Origin of the sequence: Streptomyces sp. NRRL F-5122 (genome assembly GCF_001507435.1) — a bacterium.
Lineage (GTDB): Bacteria > Actinomycetota > Actinomycetes > Streptomycetales > Streptomycetaceae > Streptomyces > Streptomyces lannensis.
Genome location: NZ_LMWH01000290.1, coordinates 212,315 through 228,725 on the forward strand (window position 1 = coordinate 212,315; position 16,411 = coordinate 228,725).

The following is a 16,411-nucleotide window of genomic DNA, read 5'->3' on the forward strand; positions in this document are numbered from 1 at the left end:
CCCTTAGTGTTGCCGACGCCTATGGCGTTCTTGCCGTCAGTTGTCGTCCTCGTCGATGAGGAACCCGCGCATCGGCGAGGGAGCCTGGCCCATCGGCGACGGGCCCTGCGGCCGGACCGGTGCCATCGGCTGGGTCATCGCCGGAGACATCTGCTGCTGACCGCCGTAGGACGGAGGGGCAGGTGCCGGAGCACCGCCCATCGTCTGGTTGCCGCCGTACGACGGGGCGCTCGCACCCGCCGGAGCCATCGACGGCGCCGCCGGCGAGGGCAGGGAGGCCGTGGCCGGGGTCCGCGGCGGGGCCAGCGAGTCGTCCGCCTGGGTCTCCAGCTGACGCAGCTGCGACTCCAGGTACGACTTCAGCCGCGTGCGGTACTCGCGCTCGAAGCCGCGCAGGTCCTCGACCTTGCGCTCCAGCGTGGCGCGGGCGGACTCCAGGGAGCCCATCGCGACACGGTGCTTCTCCTGCGCGTCCCGCTCCAGGGCGTCGGCCTTGGCACGGGCGTCGCGCTCAAGACCCTCGGCGCGGCTGCGGGCCTCACCGACGATCTTGTTGGCCTCGGAGCGGGCCTCCGCGATCGCCTGGTCGGCGGTCTGCTGGGCCAGCGAGAGGACACGCGCGGCACTGTCGCCGCCGGGGCCCTGACCGGGCATGCCGGGACCACCCATGGGACCGCCCATCGGGCCGCCCATCTGCTGCGGCATCGGGGGCTGGCCCATCGGAGGCTGACCCATGGGGGGCTGCCCCATCGGACCCTGACCCATGGGGCCCTGACCCATCGGACCCTGACCCATCGGACCCTGGCCCATCTGCCCCTGACCCATCGGACCCTGGCCCATCGGGCCCTGGCCCATCTGCCCCTGACCCATCGGGCCGGGACCCTGCGGACCGCCCTGCCCACCGGGGCCGGCAGGCAGCTGCGGTGCACCGCTGGGCAGCTGGGGCGGTCCACCCATGGGGCCACCCATCTGCTGCTGCGGCGGGCCCGATATGCCGGCGGGCACGGGACCGCCGGGACCGCGCATGCCCTGCGGCTGGTCCGGCGCCTCCGGAGGCTTGCGCATGTTCTGCTGGTTCTGCGCGGCGGCACGGGTGGCGGCGGCCAGCTTGGCCCGCAGATCCTCGTTCTCCCGGAGTAGGCGGGTCAGTTCGGCTTCGACCTCGTCGAGGAAGGCATCGACCTCGTCCTCGTCATAGCCTTCTCGGAGGCGGACGGTCGTGAACTGCTTGTTCCGCACGTCCTCGGGGGTCAACGGCATCTCTTCACCTCAACGTAGTCATCGGCAGTCGGCAAGACCGTATCGTCCACATTCACCTCGCGAGATTCCCCACGATGGAGATCAGGATGTAGACGATGATCATCAGAACGAAGAAGGACAGGTCGAGCGCCACGCCCCCGAGACGCAGCGGCGGGATGAACCGCCGCAGAAGCTTCAACGGTGGATCGGTGACAGTGTAGGTGGCCTCCAGAACGACCACCATCGCCTTGCCGGGTTGCCATGAGCGGGCGAACTGGAAGACATAGTCCATGACCAGTCGGAAAATCAGCACGACGAGGAAGCACATCAGCACGATGTAGACAACCTCCAGGAACACGCCCATGATCCGTGCTTCCCTCTCCCCTGTTTTCCCGCGCTCTTTCCGGTGGTGCGTCTCAGCTCTGGTTGAAGAACCCGCCCTCTGCGATGCGGGCCTTGTCCTCCGCTGTGACATCGACGTTAGCAGGCGACAACAGGAACACCTTCTGCGTCACCCGTTCGATGCTGCCATGAAGACCAAACACCAAACCGGCCGCAAAGTCGACAAGTCGCTTCGCATCTGTGTCATCCATCTCAGTCAGATTCATGATCACCGGCGTGCCCTCACGGAAGTGTTCCCCGATGGTACGGGCCTCGTTGTACGTCCGGGGGTGGAGCGTGGTGATCCGGTACGGCTCTCGTTCGGACACGACCTTGGGCATGATCACCGGCGCGTTCTTCTCCATACTCTGGCGTTCTTGTGTGATGGATGCCACGGGGGCGATGCGAGCCGGACGCCCCGATTCCGCGGGAAGCGAAGCGGGTTGCGGCGCCGGTTCACGCTGCGCCGGCGGCTGCACCATTCGCACCGATTCGTCCCGTTGGGGCTGATGCGCCTGGTGTGACTGGTGTGACGGCTCGTGCCGCCTGCGGTCCCTCTCCGGCTCCGGGTCGAGTTCGGGCTCGAAGTCGTCGTCGGGGTCGAATCCCCTGCCGTCGTACCCATCGTCCTCCACGAGGCCGAGGTAGACCGCCATCTTGCGCATCGCGCCGGCCATGCTCTGAGTCCTCCGCTCTGTGGTGGATCGGCTGACGACCGCCAAGTGCCCGCGATCCACGAGGTCGTTACGCCCGCTAGCAGCGTTAATGACCATATTTTCTGCTGTGGTCCGACTTCTTGGCGACGTTACCCGAGCCTGGGGCGGACTCCGAGTACCGCGGTACCGACGCGCACATGTGTCGCCCCGGCCGCCACGGCCTGATCGAGGTCCGCACTCATTCCTGCCGAGACCATGGTTGCAGCCGGATGGGCTCGGCGCAGGTCGGTCGACAAATCCATCAACCGCTCGAACGCCGCCTGTTGACGCCCCGCGTACTCGCCGGTGAGCGGCGCGACGGTCATCAGTCCGTCCAACCGCAGCCCTTCGGCATCCGCGACGAGGTCGCCCAACTCTTCGATTCCCGCGGGTGCCACACCGCCACGCGCGCCCCGCCCGCTCGCGTCCGCGTCGAGCGCGACCTGGATGAGGCAGCCGATCTCGCGCCCGGCCCGCACGGCCTCCCGCGACAGCGACGTCACCAGCCTGGATCGGTCGACGGACTGCACGAGATCCGCGTAACCGACCACGGATCGCACCTTGTTGGTCTGCAACTGACCGACGAAATGCCACGTAAGCGGCAGATCCGAGCAAGCCGCCGCCTTGGGCGCCGCGTCCTGGTCGCGGTTCTCGGCGACGTGGCGGACCCCGAGCTCCGAGAGAATCCGCACATCACTCGCGGGATAGGTCTTGGTGACCACGATGAGGGTCACCTCTTCCCGCTTGCGTGCCGCCGCTGCGCACGCGGCCGCGATGCGGTCCTCGACTTTCGCGAGGTTCGCCGCGATCTGGTCTCTACGGTCCGTCATGCCCATCAGTCCAGCCAGACATATCCCGCGAGTCGCCCGGTGGTGCGGTCGCGGCGGTACGAGAAGTGATCAACCGACTCCAGCGTGCACACCGGCGACTGCACCCGGTCGTGCACCCCGAGCCGTTCGAGCTGCGCATGCACTCCGGCGCTCACGTCGACCGCCGGAGTGCCCCAGCTGGTCTCGGCGTGCGCCGTCGGTTCGACGGCCGACACGTCGGCGCGCATCGACTCGGGCACCTCGTAGCACCGGCCGCAGACCGCGGGCCCCGTGCGGGCGACGATCCGGGACGGCTCGGCGCCCAGTTCCGTCATCGCCCGCACCACGGCCGGGACGACCCCGGCGACCATGCCGGGTCGGCCCGCGTGCGCGGCGGCCGCGACCCCGGCGACGGGGTCGGCGAGCAGAACGGGGGTGCAGTCGGCGGTGAGCACGGCGAGTGCGAGACCACGCCGGACGGTGACGATCCCGTCAACCTCGGGCACCGGCTTTTCACCCCAGGGTTCGTCCACCACCGCCACGTCCGCTCCGTGCACCTGGTTCATCCAGACGACCCGGACGGGGTCGAGCCCCAGCGACTTCGCGGCCAGCTCGCGGTTGGTGCGGACGGTGCCGGGGTCGTCGCCGACCGCACCGCCGAGATTGAGCTCCTCGTACGGAGCGGCGCTCACCCCGCCCCACCTGTCGGTGAAGGCGAAGTGCGCGCCGCTCACGGTGTCGCGCTGTCCTATCACTTCAGGAAGTCCGGTACGTCCAGTTCCTCGGCCGCGCTGTCCGAGTAGCTGCGCGACTGCGGGATCGGCGGCGGGGTGACCGGGAGCTCGCTCACCGGCTCCGGAGCGGGCTCCGGCGCCTCCTTGGGCGTGACGCTGCCGAGCGAGCCGAAGGACGGGCGGCCCTCGGCCGGACGGGCCGGCGTGGGCTCCTCGCGCCTCGCGGCGGACGAGCCGAGGACGTTGTCCCGCTTGGCGGGGGGCTGGCCTCCGTCGAAGCCCGCGGCGATGACCGTGACCCGCACCTCGTCGCCGAGGGCGTCGTCGATGACGGCACCGAAGATGATGTTCGCCTCGGGGTGCGCGGCCTCGCTCACCAGCTGGGCGGCCTCGTTGATCTCGAACAGACCGAGGTCGGAGCCGCCCGAGATGGACAGCAGCACACCGCGCGCACCGTCGATGGAGGCCTCGAGCAGCGGCGAGGAGATCGCCATCTCGGCCGCGGCCACCGCGCGGTCGTCACCGCGGGCCGAGCCGATCCCCATGAGGGCCGAACCGGCCTCGGACATGACGGACTTCACGTCGGCGAAGTCGAGGTTGATCAGGCCGGGGGTGGTGATGAGGTCCGTGATGCCCTGGACACCGGAGAGCAGGACCTGGTCCGCCGACTTGAAGGCGTCGAGGACGGAGACCTGGCGGTCCGAGATGGACAGCAGCCGGTCGTTCGGGATGACGATGAGGGTGTCGACCTCTTCGCGGAGTTCGGCGATGCCGTCTTCGGCCTGGTTGGCGCGGCGCCGTCCTTCGAAGGTGAACGGCCGGGTGACCACGCCGATGGTGAGGGCTCCGAGGGAGCGTGCGATGTTGGCCACGACGGGCGCGCCGCCGGTGCCGGTGCCGCCGCCTTCACCGGCCGTCACGAAGACCATGTCGGCCCCCTTGAGGACCTCCTCGATCTCCTCGCGGTGGTCCTCGGCGGCCTTGCGGCCGACGGCCGGGTTGGCTCCTGCGCCGAGTCCGCGGGTGAGTTCGCGGCCGACGTCGAGCTTGACGTCGGCGTCGCTCATCAACAGGGCTTGCGCGTCGGTGTTGATGGCGATGAACTCGACGCCCTTGAGGCCGACCTCGATCATCCGGTTGATGGCATTGACACCACCGCCGCCGACACCGATGACCTTGATGACTGCGAGGTAGTTCTGCGGTGCTGCCACGTCGAAGGCCTCTCGCCTCGAATTACGTTGCCGTCGTCCCGCGGCTGCCCCGCGGCTCGCCGGCAGATGCCGAATGGGACGGTCCGAACGCCGACCCGAACCCTAACCCTGAAGTTTAGGGTTACCAGTGTGCCTGTTCCTTGGACTCTTCCGAACAGGACACTAAGTCGACAAGTGGCGCACGTTCAACGAACACGCCGAACCTCCCGTTTTTCTTTTCACCCTATGTGATCAGCCGTAGCGCTGCCCAACCAGGGTGCTGGCCTGCACGGACGGCCGTCAACTCCCCGATGACGCAGGGGCGCTGGGAACACTTACGTCGAAGTGCCGGGCGCCGGAGGCGGCTTTCACCAGCGCGCTCAGTGCGACCGCCTTGGCGCGGCCCTTCTCGCTGCTGCCCCACTCGACGGTCCGTCCGCCGCTCAACTTCAGCGAGATGGAGTCATAGGAACGGACCGTGACGGTCCGCATGTCCCGGGCGACGGCGGCGGGAACGTCCTGGACGACTCGGGCCGCCGCACCGATCAACCGCCCGGTACCGAAACGCGTTGTGGTGGCCGAACGCTCCCCGGTCAATTCCAGAGCGGGGACGCCCTTCGGAGGGGCGGAAACGGTCGCGAACCGTACGCCTTCCCGGTCCACTTCGGTGAACTTTCCGCCGTCTCCCAGGATCAGAACCGGGGTGCGTTCGGTCACTTTCAGCCCGATTCCATGGGGCCAGGAACGGGAGACGTCAACCGAGTCGATCCTGGGCAATTTCCGGCGCAGGCGCGCCTCGATCGCATCGGTGTCGAGGGAAATCAGCGGCGTACCGAGCCGGACACCGGCGGCCTCGCGCACCTGCGCCCGGGTCAGCACATCCGTCCCCGTGACGGAGACGCGCTCCACACGCAACCACGGGGAGCCGTACAGCAGCCAGATGGAGCCGCCGCCCGTCAACACCACGGCAAGGAAAAGGATGATGAGCATACGGCGCCGGTGAACACGGGGCGACCGGGGCGGGCCGGACTCCAGCTGCTGCCGTTCGCCGCGCTCGGCGGTCATCTGTCCGGCCACGCGCCCTCCTTCTCCCTGGGTCGGTTCTCCCGCGGCCGAAAGCCGCGAGTACCCCCACCGCGACGGCTCACTCGCCGTCCTGTGCGCCCGTTGTCAGCGGGCGGCCCGTGCCGAGGCGATCGCCTCGTACACCATGCCGACGAGCAGTTCGTCGGCGTCCCGGCGGCCGAACTCGGAGGCCGCGCGGGACATCTGGTACAGCCGATGCGGGTCGGCGAGCACGGGCACCACGTTCTGCTGGACCCACTCGGGGGTCAGCTCCGCGTCGTCGACCAGCAGTCCGCCGCCCGCCTTCACCACCGGCTGGGCGTTCAGCCGCTGTTCGCCGTTGCCGATGGGCAGCGGGACGTATGCGGCCGGGAGCCCGACGGCGGAGAGTTCGGCGACGGTCATCGCGCCCGCACGGCAGAGCATCATGTCGGCCGCGGCGTACGCGAGGTCCATCCGGTCCACGTACGGTACCGGGACGTAAGGGGGCATCCCCGGCATCTGATGGACGCGCGGCAGTTCGTTCTTCGGGCCCACCGCGTGCAGGATCTGGATCCCGCACTGCTGCAGATACGGAGCGACCTGCTGGACCACCTCGTTGAGCCTGCGGGCGCCCTGCGAGCCGCCGGAGACCAGCAGCGTCGGCAGGTTCGGGTCGAGCCCGAAGGCGGCACGGGCCTCCGGACGCACCGCGGCGCGGTCCAGAACGGCGATGGAACGGCGCAGCGGGATGCCGATGTAGCGGGCGCCACGTAGCTTGCTGTCGGGGGTGGAGACGGCGACCTGGGCCGCGTACCGCGAGCCGATCTTGTTGGCCAGACCGGGGCGCGCGTTGGCCTCATGGATGACGATCGGCACACCGAGCCGCTTGGCCGCCAGGTAACCGGGCAGGGCGACATAACCGCCGAACCCGACGACGGCGTCCGCCTTGGTCCGCTCCAGGATCTGCTCGGCCGCCTTGATCGTGCCGCGCAGCCGCCCGGGGACCGTGATCAGCTCGGGGGTCGGCTTCCGTGGCAGAGGCACGGCCGGGATCAGCGCGAGTTCGTAGCCCCGCTCGGGAACGAGCCGCGTCTCCAGACCGCGCTCCGTGCCCAGTGCCGTGATTCCCACGGTCGGATCCTGCCTGCGCAGGGCGTCCGCGAGGGCGAGCGCGGGCTCGATGTGGCCGGCGGTCCCCCCACCGGCGAGTACGACATGCACCGAAATTCACCGCTCTCCGGACGAGCGCGCCGCCGAGGCACGCCGTCGCATCGTGTTCCATCTCCGAGGCCCCGAAGGGCCTCCCGCCCGCTTTCTACCAAAGCGAGGTTGCCGCATCGCAAGCGCCGCCCGCGCAGCGGGGTCGTCGCGCGCGAAGGCGATCAGCAACCCGATGGCGAACATGGTCGGCAGCAGGGCGGATCCCCCGTAGGAGAACAGCGGGAGAGGGACGCCGGCGATCGGCAGCAGGCCGAGCACCGCACCGATGTTGATCACCGCCTGAGCGGTGATCCAGGTCGTCACGCCTCCCGCGGCATACCTCACGAAGGGGTCCTCCGTGCGTCCGGCCACGCGGATACCCGCATAGCCTAGAGCCGCGAAGAGGGCGAGCACCGACAGCGTCCCCGCGAGGCCCAGTTCCTCACCGGTGACGGCGAAGATGAAGTCGGTGTGCGCTTCGGGCAGTTGGCCCCATTTCTCTACACTCGCACCAAGGCCGGAACCGAAGATTCCACCGGAAGCCAGGGCGTAGATGCCGTGCACGGCCTGCCAGCAGTCGACCGGGCCCGACTGGGCCTCGGTCGCCCCGATGCAGGAGAGCCGGGCCATGCGGTTCGGGCTGGTCTTGATCAGGATCACGCCGATCGTTGCCGCGATGGACAGCACCGCGACGAACAGCCGGGTGGGGGCCCCGGCCAGCCACAGCAGCCCGAAGAGGATCGCGGTCAGGATGATGGCCGTGCCCATGTCGCCGCCGAGCATGATCAGCCCGAGCAGCAGGAACGCCACCGGGACGAGCGGCACGAGCATGTGCTTCCACTGTCCGAGCAGCCGCTTGTCCTGCTTGCGGGCGATCAGGTCGGCGCCCCACAGTACGAGGGCGAGCTTGCCGAACTCACTGGGCTGGATCTGGAAGGAGCCGCCGAGCGAGATCCAGTTCTGGTTGCCGTTGACCGACATCCCTATCCCGGGCACCTGCACCAGTGCCATCAGGAAGACAGCACCCGCCAGTATCGGGTACGCCAGCGCCCGGTGGAGTTTCACGGGCATCCGCGACGCGACGAGCAGCAGCACGGCGCCGATGGAGGCGGCGAGGAACTGCTTCCGGAAGAAGTACGACCCCGGCAGCGACATCTGCAGCGCGGTGATCTGCGAGGCCGAGTAGACCATCACCAGGCCCAGCACGGTGATCAGCAGGCTTCCGCCGAGGATCAGGTAGTAGGCCGTGAGCGGGCGGTCCCAGGCCCGCCGGGCCCGGGTGACGAGACGGACCGCGGAGTTGTCGCGCGAGAAGCGGGGACCGGTGGGCCGCCCGGCCGGCCGCTGCACCGCACGGCTACTGGATGCCACCGGTCACCTCGCTGCACGGAGCGGTGCCGCCGGCGGGCAGCCGCCCGCGAAAGACCGACCACGATGGCGTCGTCACGCGTCCCTCCCAGGGATCCCGGGCGCGCCCGGAGCGACCGGGGCCCGCCGTCAGGCGCCCGCGGTCCCGAGTTCGCGTACGGCCTCCGCGAACGCGTCCCCGCGCTTGTTGTAGTTCGCGAACATGTCCATGGAGGCGCAAGCGGGAGCCAACAGCACCGTGTCCCCGGAGTGCGCGAGCCGTCGCGCCTCCTGCACGGCCGCACGCATCGCCCCAGTGTCGGTCCGGTCGAGGTCGACGACGGGTACTTCCGGGGCGTGTCGCGTGAGGGCTTCACCGATCAGCGCGCGATCCGCACCGATGAGCACCACACCGCGAAGCCGCTTCGCCGACCTGGCGACCAGTTCGTCGAAGGTGGCCCCCTTGGCGAGCCCGCCGGCGATCCACACGATCGACTCGTACGCCGCCAACGAGGCTTCCGCCGCATGGGTGTTGGTGGCCTTGGAGTCGTCGACATAGGCGACCCCGTCCACGTCCGCCACATGCGCGATGCGGTGGGCGTCCGGGGTGAAGGACCGCAGCCCCTCCCGTACGGCCCCGGCGGGCACCCCGAAGGCGCGCGCGAGGGCCGCCGCGGCAAGGGCGTTGGCGACGTTGTGCGGAGCCGGCGGGTTCACGTCGGAGACCTCGGCCAGCTCCTGTGCGTTCTTCTGCCGGCCCTCGACGAAGGCTCGATCGACCAGGATGCCGTCGACGACGCCGAGTTGGGACGGAGCGGGCGTGCCGAGGGTGAAGCCGATGGCCCGGCAGCCCTCCTCGACGTCCGCCTCGCGCACCAGGTCCTCGGTCGCCTTGTCGGCGACGTTGTAGACGCAGGCGACCCGATTGCCCTCGTAGATACGGCCCTTGTCGGCGACGTACGCCTCCATCGAGCCGTGCCAGTCGAGGTGGTCGGGCGCCAGGTTGAGCACCGCGGCGGAGTGGGCGCGCAGCGACGGGGCCCAGTGCAGCTGATAGCTGGACAGCTCCACCGCGAGGACGTCGTACTGCTCCTCGCCGAGGACGGCGTCCAGCAGCGAGACCCCGATGTTGCCGACGGCGGCCGTGCGCAGGCCCGCCGCCCGCAGGATCGAGGCGAGCATCTGCACGGTGGTGGTCTTGCCGTTGGTCCCCGTGACAGCGAGCCAGGGGGCCGCGTCGGGGCCCCTCAGCCGCCAGGCCAGCTCGACATCGCCCCAGACCGGTACACCGGCCTCGGCCGCCGCCGCGAACAGCGGCTTGTCGGGCCTCCAGCCGGGCGCGGTGACGATGAGGTCGGTGCCTTCGGGCAGGGTGGCGCCGTCGCCGAGCCGGACCGTGATGCCGAGCGCCTCCAGCTCGGCGGCCTGTGCCCGGGCCCGCTCGTCGTCGCCGTCGTTCACGACCGTGACGCGAGCGCCGAGCCCGTTGAGCACCTTGGCCGCCGGGACGCCGGAGACGCCGAGGCCGGCGACGGTGACGTGCTTCCCCTGCCAGTCGGTCACTTTTCCGCTGCCCATCCCGCGTAGAAGATGCCAAGACCCACGATCACGCAGATTCCCTGAATGATCCAGAAGCGGACCACGACCAGGACTTCGGACCAGCCTTTGAGCTCGAAGTGGTGCTGGAGTGGCGCCATGCGGAAGACGCGGCGGCCGGTGAGGCGGAACGAGCCGACCTGGATGACGACCGACATGGTGATCAGGACGAAGAGGCCGCCCAGCAGCGCGAGCAGCAGCTCGGTGCGGGAGCAGATCGCGAGGCCGGCCAGCGCGCCGCCGAGGGCCAGCGATCCGGTGTCACCCATGAAGATCTTGGCGGGCGAGGTGTTCCACCACAGGAAGCCGAGGCAGGCGCCCATCAGCGCGGAGGAGACCACGGCCAGGTCGAGTGGATCTCGTACCTCGTAACAGGCGGCCGGGTTGGTCAGGGTCGCCGCGTTGGCGCAGGACTCCTGGAACTGCCAGACGCCGATGAACGTGTACGCGCCGAAGACGAGCACGGAGGCGCCGGTGGCGAGGCCGTCCAGACCGTCGGTCAGGTTCACGCCGTTCGACATCGCGAGGATCATGAACAGCGCCCAGATCACGAACAGCACCGGGCCGATCGTCCAGCCGAAGTCCTGGACGAAGGAGAGCTTGGTGGACGCCGGGGTGTTGCCGCGGGCGTCGGCGAACTGCAGTGCCAGTACGGCGAAGGCGATACCGACGATCAGCTGGCCGGCCATCTTCGCCTTGGCCCGCAGACCGAGCGAGCGCCGCTTGACGATCTTGATGTAGTCGTCGAGGAAGCCGACCAGGCCCATGCCGGCCATCAGGCCCAGCACCAGCACACCGGAGAAGGTCGGTGTGGCCGCCTTGTCGGTGGTCCAGCTCGTGATCACCTTGGACAGGAAGTAGGCGGCGATCGTCGCCAGGATGAACGCGATGCCACCCATGGTCGGCGTGCCGCGCTTGCTGGCGTGCTCGCGCGGGCCGTCGTCGCGGATGTACTGCCCGTAGCCCTTGCGGGCCAGCAGCTTGATCAGCAGTGGAGTGCCGATCAGGGTGAGGAAGAGGCCAATGACTCCTGCGAACAGGATCTGCTTCATCATCGGGCGGCAACCTCACCCTCGGCACCGGTCTCGAGCAGCGCCTGGGCCACACTCTCGAGCCCGACCGACCGGGACGCCTTCACGAGTACGACGTCTCCTGGGCGCAGCTCGCTGCGCAACAGGTCGATCGCCGCCTGTGCGTCGGACACGTGCACCGACTCCTCACCCCACGAACCCTCGTTATATGCGCCCAGTTGCAGCCAGGACGCTTCCCTGCCCCCGACCGCGACGAGCTTGCTGACGTTGAGCCGGACGGCGAGCCGCCCGACCGCGTCGTGCTCGGCGAGCGCCTCGTCCCCGAGCTCGGCCATCTTGCCGAGCACCGCCCACGTACGACGTCCCTTGCCCATCGCCACGAGCGCGCGCAGTGCGGCTCGCATGGACTCGGGGTTCGCGTTGTAGGCGTCGTTGACGACCGTCACGCCGTCCGGGCGCTCGGTGACCTCCATCCGCCAACGGGAGAGGGTGCCCGCCTCGGAGAGCGCGGTTGCGATCTCCTCCGCGGACATGCCCAGCTCATGGGCGACGGCGGCCGCGGCGAGCGCGTTCGACACGTGGTGCTCACCGTACAGGCGCATGGTCACATCGCTGCACCCGGAGGGTGTGTGAAGGCTGAAGGCCGGCTGTCCACTGTCCGTGAGTCTCACGTTCTCGGCGCGAACGTCCGCTTCGTCGGACTCTCCGAAAAGGACCACCTTCGCCGCCGTACGGGACGCCATGGCCCGCACGAGCGGATCGTCCGCGTTGAGCACCGCGATGCCGCCCTCGTCCTTGGAGGGCAGGCTTTCGACGAGTTCGCCCTTTGCCAGCGCGATCTGCTCACGGCCGCCGAACTCGCCGATGTGGGCGGTGCCGACGTTCAGCACCAGCCCGATCCGCGGCGGGGTCAGACCCGTGAGGTAACGGATGTGCCCGATCCCCCGCGCCCCCATCTCCAGCACGAGGAACCTCGTCTCCTCGGTGGCGCTGAGGGCCGTGAGCGGCAGCCCGATCTCGTTGTTGAGCGAGCCGGGCGTCCACACCGTCGGCGCCTTGTGCTGGAGCACCTGGGCGATGAGGTCCTTGGTGCTGGTCTTGCCGGCGGAACCGGTGAGGGCGACCACGGTCGCCCCCAGCCGCCGCACCACGTGGCGCGCGAGGGCGCCGAGGGCCGCCTGCACGTCGTCCACGACGATCGCGGGCACGCCGACGGGGCGGGACGCCAGCACGGCGGCGGCGCCCGCCTCGACCACCGCCGGGGCGAAGTCGTGCCCGTCCACGTGCTCGCCGACGAAGGCGACGAAGAGGCCGCCGGGCTCCACCTCACGGGAGTCCCGCACGACCGGCGCGGTCACCTGGACGGACGGGTCCGGTATGTCATGCATCTGCCCGCCGACGACTGTGGCGATCTCGGCGAGGGAGAGGGCGATCACAAGTTCATCCCTGGGTCTTCTGGATAGCTTCGCGAAGCACCTGGCGGTCGTCGAAGGGACGGACCACCCCGGCGATGTCCTGGCCCTGTTCGTGGCCCTTGCCCGCGACCAGCACGGTGTCCCCGGGCCGCGCACGGGCCACGGCGGCGGCGATGGCGGCGGCCCGGTCCTCGAAGACCTGCACCTCGCCCCGTTCGTGTGCGGGTACGGAGGCCGCACCCTCCAGCATGGTCGCGAGGATCGCGAGAGGATCCTCGGAGCGCGGGTTGTCGGAGGTCAGCACGGCCGTGTCGGCGAGCCGGGCCGCGGCGGCGCCCATCGGGGCGCGTTTGGTGGTGTCCCGGTCGCCGCCGCAGCCGAGCACGATGTGCAGTTTGCCCTCGGTGACCTTGCGCAGGGCGCGCAGCACCGATTCGACGGCGTCGGTCTTGTGGGCGTAGTCGACCACCGCGAGGTAGGGCTGCCCGGCGTCCACGCGCTCCAGGCGGCCTGGGACGCCCGGCACGGCGGCGATGCCGTCGGCGGCGGTCTGCGGGTCGATGCCGGCCGTGGCGAGGGCGACGATCGCGGCGAGGGTGTTGGCCACGTTGAAGGGGCCCGGGAGCGGCGACTTGGCGGAGATGCGCAGGCCCTCGGGACCGAACACGGTGAAGGCCGAGTCGAGCCGGCCGATCCGGACGTCCTCGGCGCGCCAGTCGGCGTCCGGATGGCCCTCGGCCGAGTACGTGACGACCGGGACCCCGGCCTCCTTGACGAGCCTGCGGCCGTACTCGTCGTCGAAGTTGACGACGCCGATCCGGCTGCGCTTCTCGGTGAACAGCTGCGCCTTGGCCCGGAAGTAGTCCTCCATGTCGGAGTGGAACTCCATGTGTTCCGGGCTGAGGTTGGTGAAGACCGCGACGTCGAAGACGCAGCCGTCGACCCTGCCGAGGACCAGCGCATGGCTGGAGACCTCCATGGCGACCGCCTCGACCCCGCGCTCGCGCATGACCGCGAACAGGGCCTGCAGGTCCGTGGCTTCGGGCGTGGTGCGCTCGGACTTGATGCGCTCGTCGCCGATGCGCATCTCGACCGTGCCGATGAGGCCGGTGCTGCGGGTCGTGCGCAGCCCGCCCTCGACGAGATAGGCGGTCGTGGTCTTGCCGGAGGTACCGGTGATGCCGATCTGGAGCAGGTCCCGTCCCGGGTGGCCGTAGATCGTCGCCGCCAGTTCGCCCATCCGTCCGCGCGGATCGTCGGCGACCAGGACAGGCAGCCCGGTGGCGGCGGCGCGCTCGGCGCCCGTCGGGTCGGTCAGCACGGCGACCGCGCCGAGACCGGCGGCCTGGGTGACGAAGTCGGCACCGTGCAGCCGGGCGCCCGGGAGCGCGGCGTACAGGTCGCCCGGGCGGACCGCGCGCGAGTCATGGGTGATGCCCGTGACCTCGGCGGGGTTCTCCGGTGCGGTGGCACCCAGCTGGCCGGCGAGCTCCGCGAGGGATGTGGCGGAGACCTGAACCGGTCGCGGCGGCCCCGGATACGTCACGGAAGCGCCTTTCTGGGAAGTGGGGGACTGATCAGCGTGTGGCACGGCGGTGAGCGTACCGGGCGTGCCCCCACCGGAGCGAAAAGGGAGCCCGCGCGCAGCGCGCTCCGGCGCCGGCGGTGGTGGGAGGCAGGTGGGCGAAGGCGGGGCGTGGTTCCCGGGATCGGGGGTGATCGATGTCACGAGCTGGTTCCTGGTGGTCTTCCCGTAGTGCTGATCATGGCGAGAACGTGACGGGCAGCTTCGCGGCCGCGGCCCCGGTGGGTGGGACCTGGAGGGTCTTCAGGGCGAACTCCATGACCTGCTTGAAGACGGGTCCGCAGATCTGACCGCCGTAGTAGCTGCCCTTGGTGGCGTTCTGGATGGCGCAGTAGACGGTCACCCGGGGGTTGTCCGCGGGGGCGAACCCGGCGAAGGAGGAGGTGTAACCGCGGTACTTGCCGGTGGCCGGATCCACGCGGTTCGCCGTACCCGTCTTACCCGCGACCCGGTAGCCGGGGATGCGGGCCGCGACGCCCGTGCCCTCCCGGTCGTCCACGACGGACTCCAGCATCTGGGCGAGGGTCTTCGCCGTTCTTTCGCTGACGACCCTGGACTCCTGCGGTTTCGCGGCCGGTGTGAAGCGGCCGTCCGCGCCCTTCGTGCCGCGCACCAGGCTCGGCTCGACGCGGACGCCGCCGTTGGCGATGGTCGAGTAGACGGAGGCGGCCTGGACCGCGTTGATCGACACGCCCTGGCCGAAAGGAATCGTGTACTGCTGCGACGTCGACCATTTCTCGGGCGGCGCGAGGATGCCTCTCGTCTCACCGGGGAAGCCCAGGCCGGTGGAACTGCCGATGCCGAATTTGCGCAGGTACGAATACAGGACCCGGTTGGCCTCCGGCTGCGTCTTGCCGAGCTGGCCGGTCGCCAGGATCGTACCGATGTTGCTGGACTTGGCGAGGACCCCGTTCAGCGTCAGGTTCCAGGTCTCGTGGTCGACGTCGTCCTGGAAGAGGCGGTCGCCGCGGTGCAGCCGGTTGGGCACGACGACATGGGTCATCGGGGTGGCGACGTTCTCCTGCAGCACGGCGGCCATCGACATCACCTTGGCGGTGGAGCCGGGCTCGTAGGCGTCCTGGACGGCCGCGTTGCCGAGGGCCGCGGCATTGGCCTTGGACAGGTCGTTGGGATCGAAGCCCGGCGAGTTCGCCATGGCGAGGATCTGGCCGGTGCGGGTGTCCTGCACGACCACATAGCCGCGGTCCGCATGGGACGTCTTCACCTGCTGGGTGATGGCGTTCTGGGCCGCCCACTGGATGTCGCGGTCGATGGTCAGCTCCACGTCGGAGCCGGCCACGGCGGGCGTCTCGGCGGAACCGGCGGTGGGCACGAGCCGGCCGCCGGACTGCGCGTAGCGGATCTTGCCGTCCTTGCCCGCCAGATCCTCGTCCAGCTGCTGCTCGATGCCGCCGCCGCCCTTGCCGTCGGCGTTGACCCAGCCCAGTATCCCGGCGGCGAGCTCGCCGTTCGGGTAGACGCGCTTGTTGGTGGGCTCGGCGAGGACGCCGGCGAGGACGTTGACCGTCCCCTTGTCGCTCCTGGCCTTGTCGGCGAGCGTGTTCTTCAGGTCCTTGATCTGGTTCCACACCTGCGGGGTGCGCCGGCGGGCCAGCAGGACGTAGCGGGTGTGCGGGGTCCTGAGCTTCTTCGCGACCAGGGCGGCGTCCTGGTCGATGATCGGGGCGAGCAGCGCGGCGGCCTGCTCGGGGGCGTCCGGTGTCCCGGTGGCCTTCGCCGTGAACAGCGTCGGGTCGGCCGTGATGTCGTACGCGTCCACGCTGGTCGCGAGCTCCACCCCGTTGCGGTCCGTGATCTCGCCGCGTACGGCGGCCAGCGTCCGGCCCACATAGCGGTTCTGATCGGCCTTGGCGGCGTATGCGCTCGCGTCCACGGCCTGCACCTGGAGCAACCGTACGACGAAGACGAGCAGGACCAGGGTGAGGGCGAGGCCGACCAGGCGCAGCCGGGGGCGCGGGTTGCCCAGCCTGATACGCGGGGCGGGCACGCGGGCCGGGGCGGGGCGGCGTACGGGTCGGGCACCGGAGCCCGGGTGACGCCGTGCGTCCGGGCGCACGGGACGAGCGGGCCGCGCGGGGCCGGGCACGCGGCGGCGCGGCGGTTCCCTGTCGGACACTTCCG

At 70.0% G+C, this 16,411-nt stretch carries 14 protein-coding genes; all 14 read right to left on the reverse strand.

The features are described 5' to 3' along the window. Positions 1 to 36: 36 nt before the first annotated feature. The 14 genes from ADL25_RS42095 to ADL25_RS42160 all read right to left on the reverse strand — a co-directional run bounded on the left by ADL25_RS42095 (position 37) and on the right by ADL25_RS42160 (position 16,406). Positions 37 to 1,260, reverse strand: coding sequence for a DivIVA domain-containing protein (locus ADL25_RS42095; RefSeq protein ID WP_059133219.1), 1,224 nt, complete (start codon positions 1,258 to 1,260; stop codon positions 37 to 39). A 52-nt stretch (positions 1,261 to 1,312) separates the two neighbouring features. Next, positions 1,313 to 1,603 (reverse strand): YggT family protein, encoded by a 291-nt coding sequence (locus tag ADL25_RS42100; protein WP_059133220.1) that lies wholly within the window; start codon positions 1,601 to 1,603, stop codon positions 1,313 to 1,315. A gap of 52 nt (positions 1,604 to 1,655) precedes the next feature. After that, a complete protein-coding gene (locus ADL25_RS42105; RefSeq protein WP_059133221.1) occupies positions 1,656 to 2,297 on the reverse strand; it encodes a cell division protein SepF in 642 nt (213 codons plus the stop codon). A gap of 128 nt (positions 2,298 to 2,425) precedes the next feature. Next, positions 2,426 to 3,145, reverse strand: a complete 720-nt coding sequence (locus tag ADL25_RS42110; protein ID WP_059133300.1) for a YggS family pyridoxal phosphate-dependent enzyme — start codon at positions 3,143 to 3,145, stop codon at positions 2,426 to 2,428. Positions 3,146 to 3,150: 5 nt separating this feature from the next. Then, positions 3,151 to 3,879, reverse strand: coding sequence for a peptidoglycan editing factor PgeF (pgeF, locus tag ADL25_RS42115; RefSeq protein ID WP_059133222.1), 729 nt, complete (start codon positions 3,877 to 3,879; stop codon positions 3,151 to 3,153). Further along, positions 3,876 to 5,069 (reverse strand): cell division protein FtsZ, encoded by a 1,194-nt coding sequence (gene ftsZ / locus ADL25_RS42120; protein WP_059133223.1) that lies wholly within the window; start codon positions 5,067 to 5,069, stop codon positions 3,876 to 3,878. The genes pgeF and ftsZ overlap by 4 nt, the downstream gene beginning before the upstream one ends. A gap of 279 nt (positions 5,070 to 5,348) precedes the next feature. Continuing rightward, the gene (locus ADL25_RS42125; RefSeq protein ID WP_059133224.1) at positions 5,349 to 6,125 is read right to left on the reverse strand and encodes a cell division protein FtsQ/DivIB; all 777 of its coding nucleotides are present in this window, start codon (positions 6,123 to 6,125) and stop codon (positions 5,349 to 5,351) included. A gap of 93 nt (positions 6,126 to 6,218) precedes the next feature. Next, the gene (gene murG / locus ADL25_RS42130; protein WP_059133225.1) at positions 6,219 to 7,316 is read right to left on the reverse strand and encodes an undecaprenyldiphospho-muramoylpentapeptide beta-N-acetylglucosaminyltransferase; all 1,098 of its coding nucleotides are present in this window, start codon (positions 7,314 to 7,316) and stop codon (positions 6,219 to 6,221) included. Positions 7,317 to 7,322: 6 nt separating this feature from the next. Then, on the reverse strand, positions 7,323 to 8,645 hold the full coding sequence (gene ftsW, locus ADL25_RS42135; protein WP_059133226.1) for a putative lipid II flippase FtsW: 1,323 nt from the start codon (positions 8,643 to 8,645) through the stop codon (positions 7,323 to 7,325). Between the two features lie 147 nt (positions 8,646 to 8,792). Next, complete coding sequence (gene murD, locus ADL25_RS42140; RefSeq protein ID WP_059133227.1) at positions 8,793 to 10,220, reverse strand: UDP-N-acetylmuramoyl-L-alanine--D-glutamate ligase; 1,428 nt, start codon at positions 10,218 to 10,220, stop codon at positions 8,793 to 8,795. Continuing rightward, complete coding sequence (gene mraY, locus ADL25_RS42145; protein ID WP_107116849.1) at positions 10,202 to 11,290, reverse strand: phospho-N-acetylmuramoyl-pentapeptide-transferase; 1,089 nt, start codon at positions 11,288 to 11,290, stop codon at positions 10,202 to 10,204. The genes murD and mraY overlap by 19 nt, the downstream gene beginning before the upstream one ends. Continuing rightward, the gene (locus tag ADL25_RS42150; protein WP_059133229.1) at positions 11,290 to 12,705 is read right to left on the reverse strand and encodes a UDP-N-acetylmuramoyl-tripeptide--D-alanyl-D-alanine ligase; all 1,416 of its coding nucleotides are present in this window, start codon (positions 12,703 to 12,705) and stop codon (positions 11,290 to 11,292) included. The genes mraY and ADL25_RS42150 overlap by 1 nt, the downstream gene beginning before the upstream one ends. A 4-nt stretch (positions 12,706 to 12,709) precedes the next feature. Continuing rightward, a complete protein-coding gene (locus ADL25_RS42155) occupies positions 12,710 to 14,230 on the reverse strand; it encodes a UDP-N-acetylmuramoyl-L-alanyl-D-glutamate--2,6-diaminopimelate ligase (protein WP_059133230.1) in 1,521 nt (506 codons plus the stop codon). Between the two features lie 217 nt (positions 14,231 to 14,447). Then, positions 14,448 to 16,406 carry a peptidoglycan D,D-transpeptidase FtsI family protein gene (locus ADL25_RS42160; RefSeq protein WP_402524309.1) on the reverse strand — a complete coding sequence of 653 codons (1,959 nt, stop codon included), beginning with the start codon at positions 16,404 to 16,406 and terminating at the stop codon, positions 14,448 to 14,450. Positions 16,407 to 16,411 lie beyond the last annotated feature (5 nt).

What these genes read in the sequence shown, in the direction of transcription:
- ADL25_RS42105 (WP_059133221.1), bottom strand. Translation starts at nt 2,297, where the DNA reads ATGGCCGGCGCGATGCGCAAGATGGCGGTCTACCTCGGCCTCGTGGAG.
- ADL25_RS42110 (WP_059133300.1), bottom strand. Translation starts at nt 3,145, where the DNA reads ATGACGGACCGTAGAGACCAGATCGCGGCGAACCTCGCGAAAGTCGAG.
- ADL25_RS42100 (WP_059133220.1), bottom strand. Translation starts at nt 1,603, where the DNA reads ATGGGCGTGTTCCTGGAGGTTGTCTACATCGTGCTGATGTGCTTCCTC.
- murD (WP_059133227.1), bottom strand. Translation starts at nt 10,220, where the DNA reads ATGGGCAGCGGAAAAGTGACCGACTGGCAGGGGAAGCACGTCACCGTC.
- ADL25_RS42095 (WP_059133219.1), bottom strand. Translation starts at nt 1,260, where the DNA reads ATGCCGTTGACCCCCGAGGACGTGCGGAACAAGCAGTTCACGACCGTC.
- mraY (WP_107116849.1), bottom strand. Translation starts at nt 11,290, where the DNA reads ATGAAGCAGATCCTGTTCGCAGGAGTCATTGGCCTCTTCCTCACCCTG.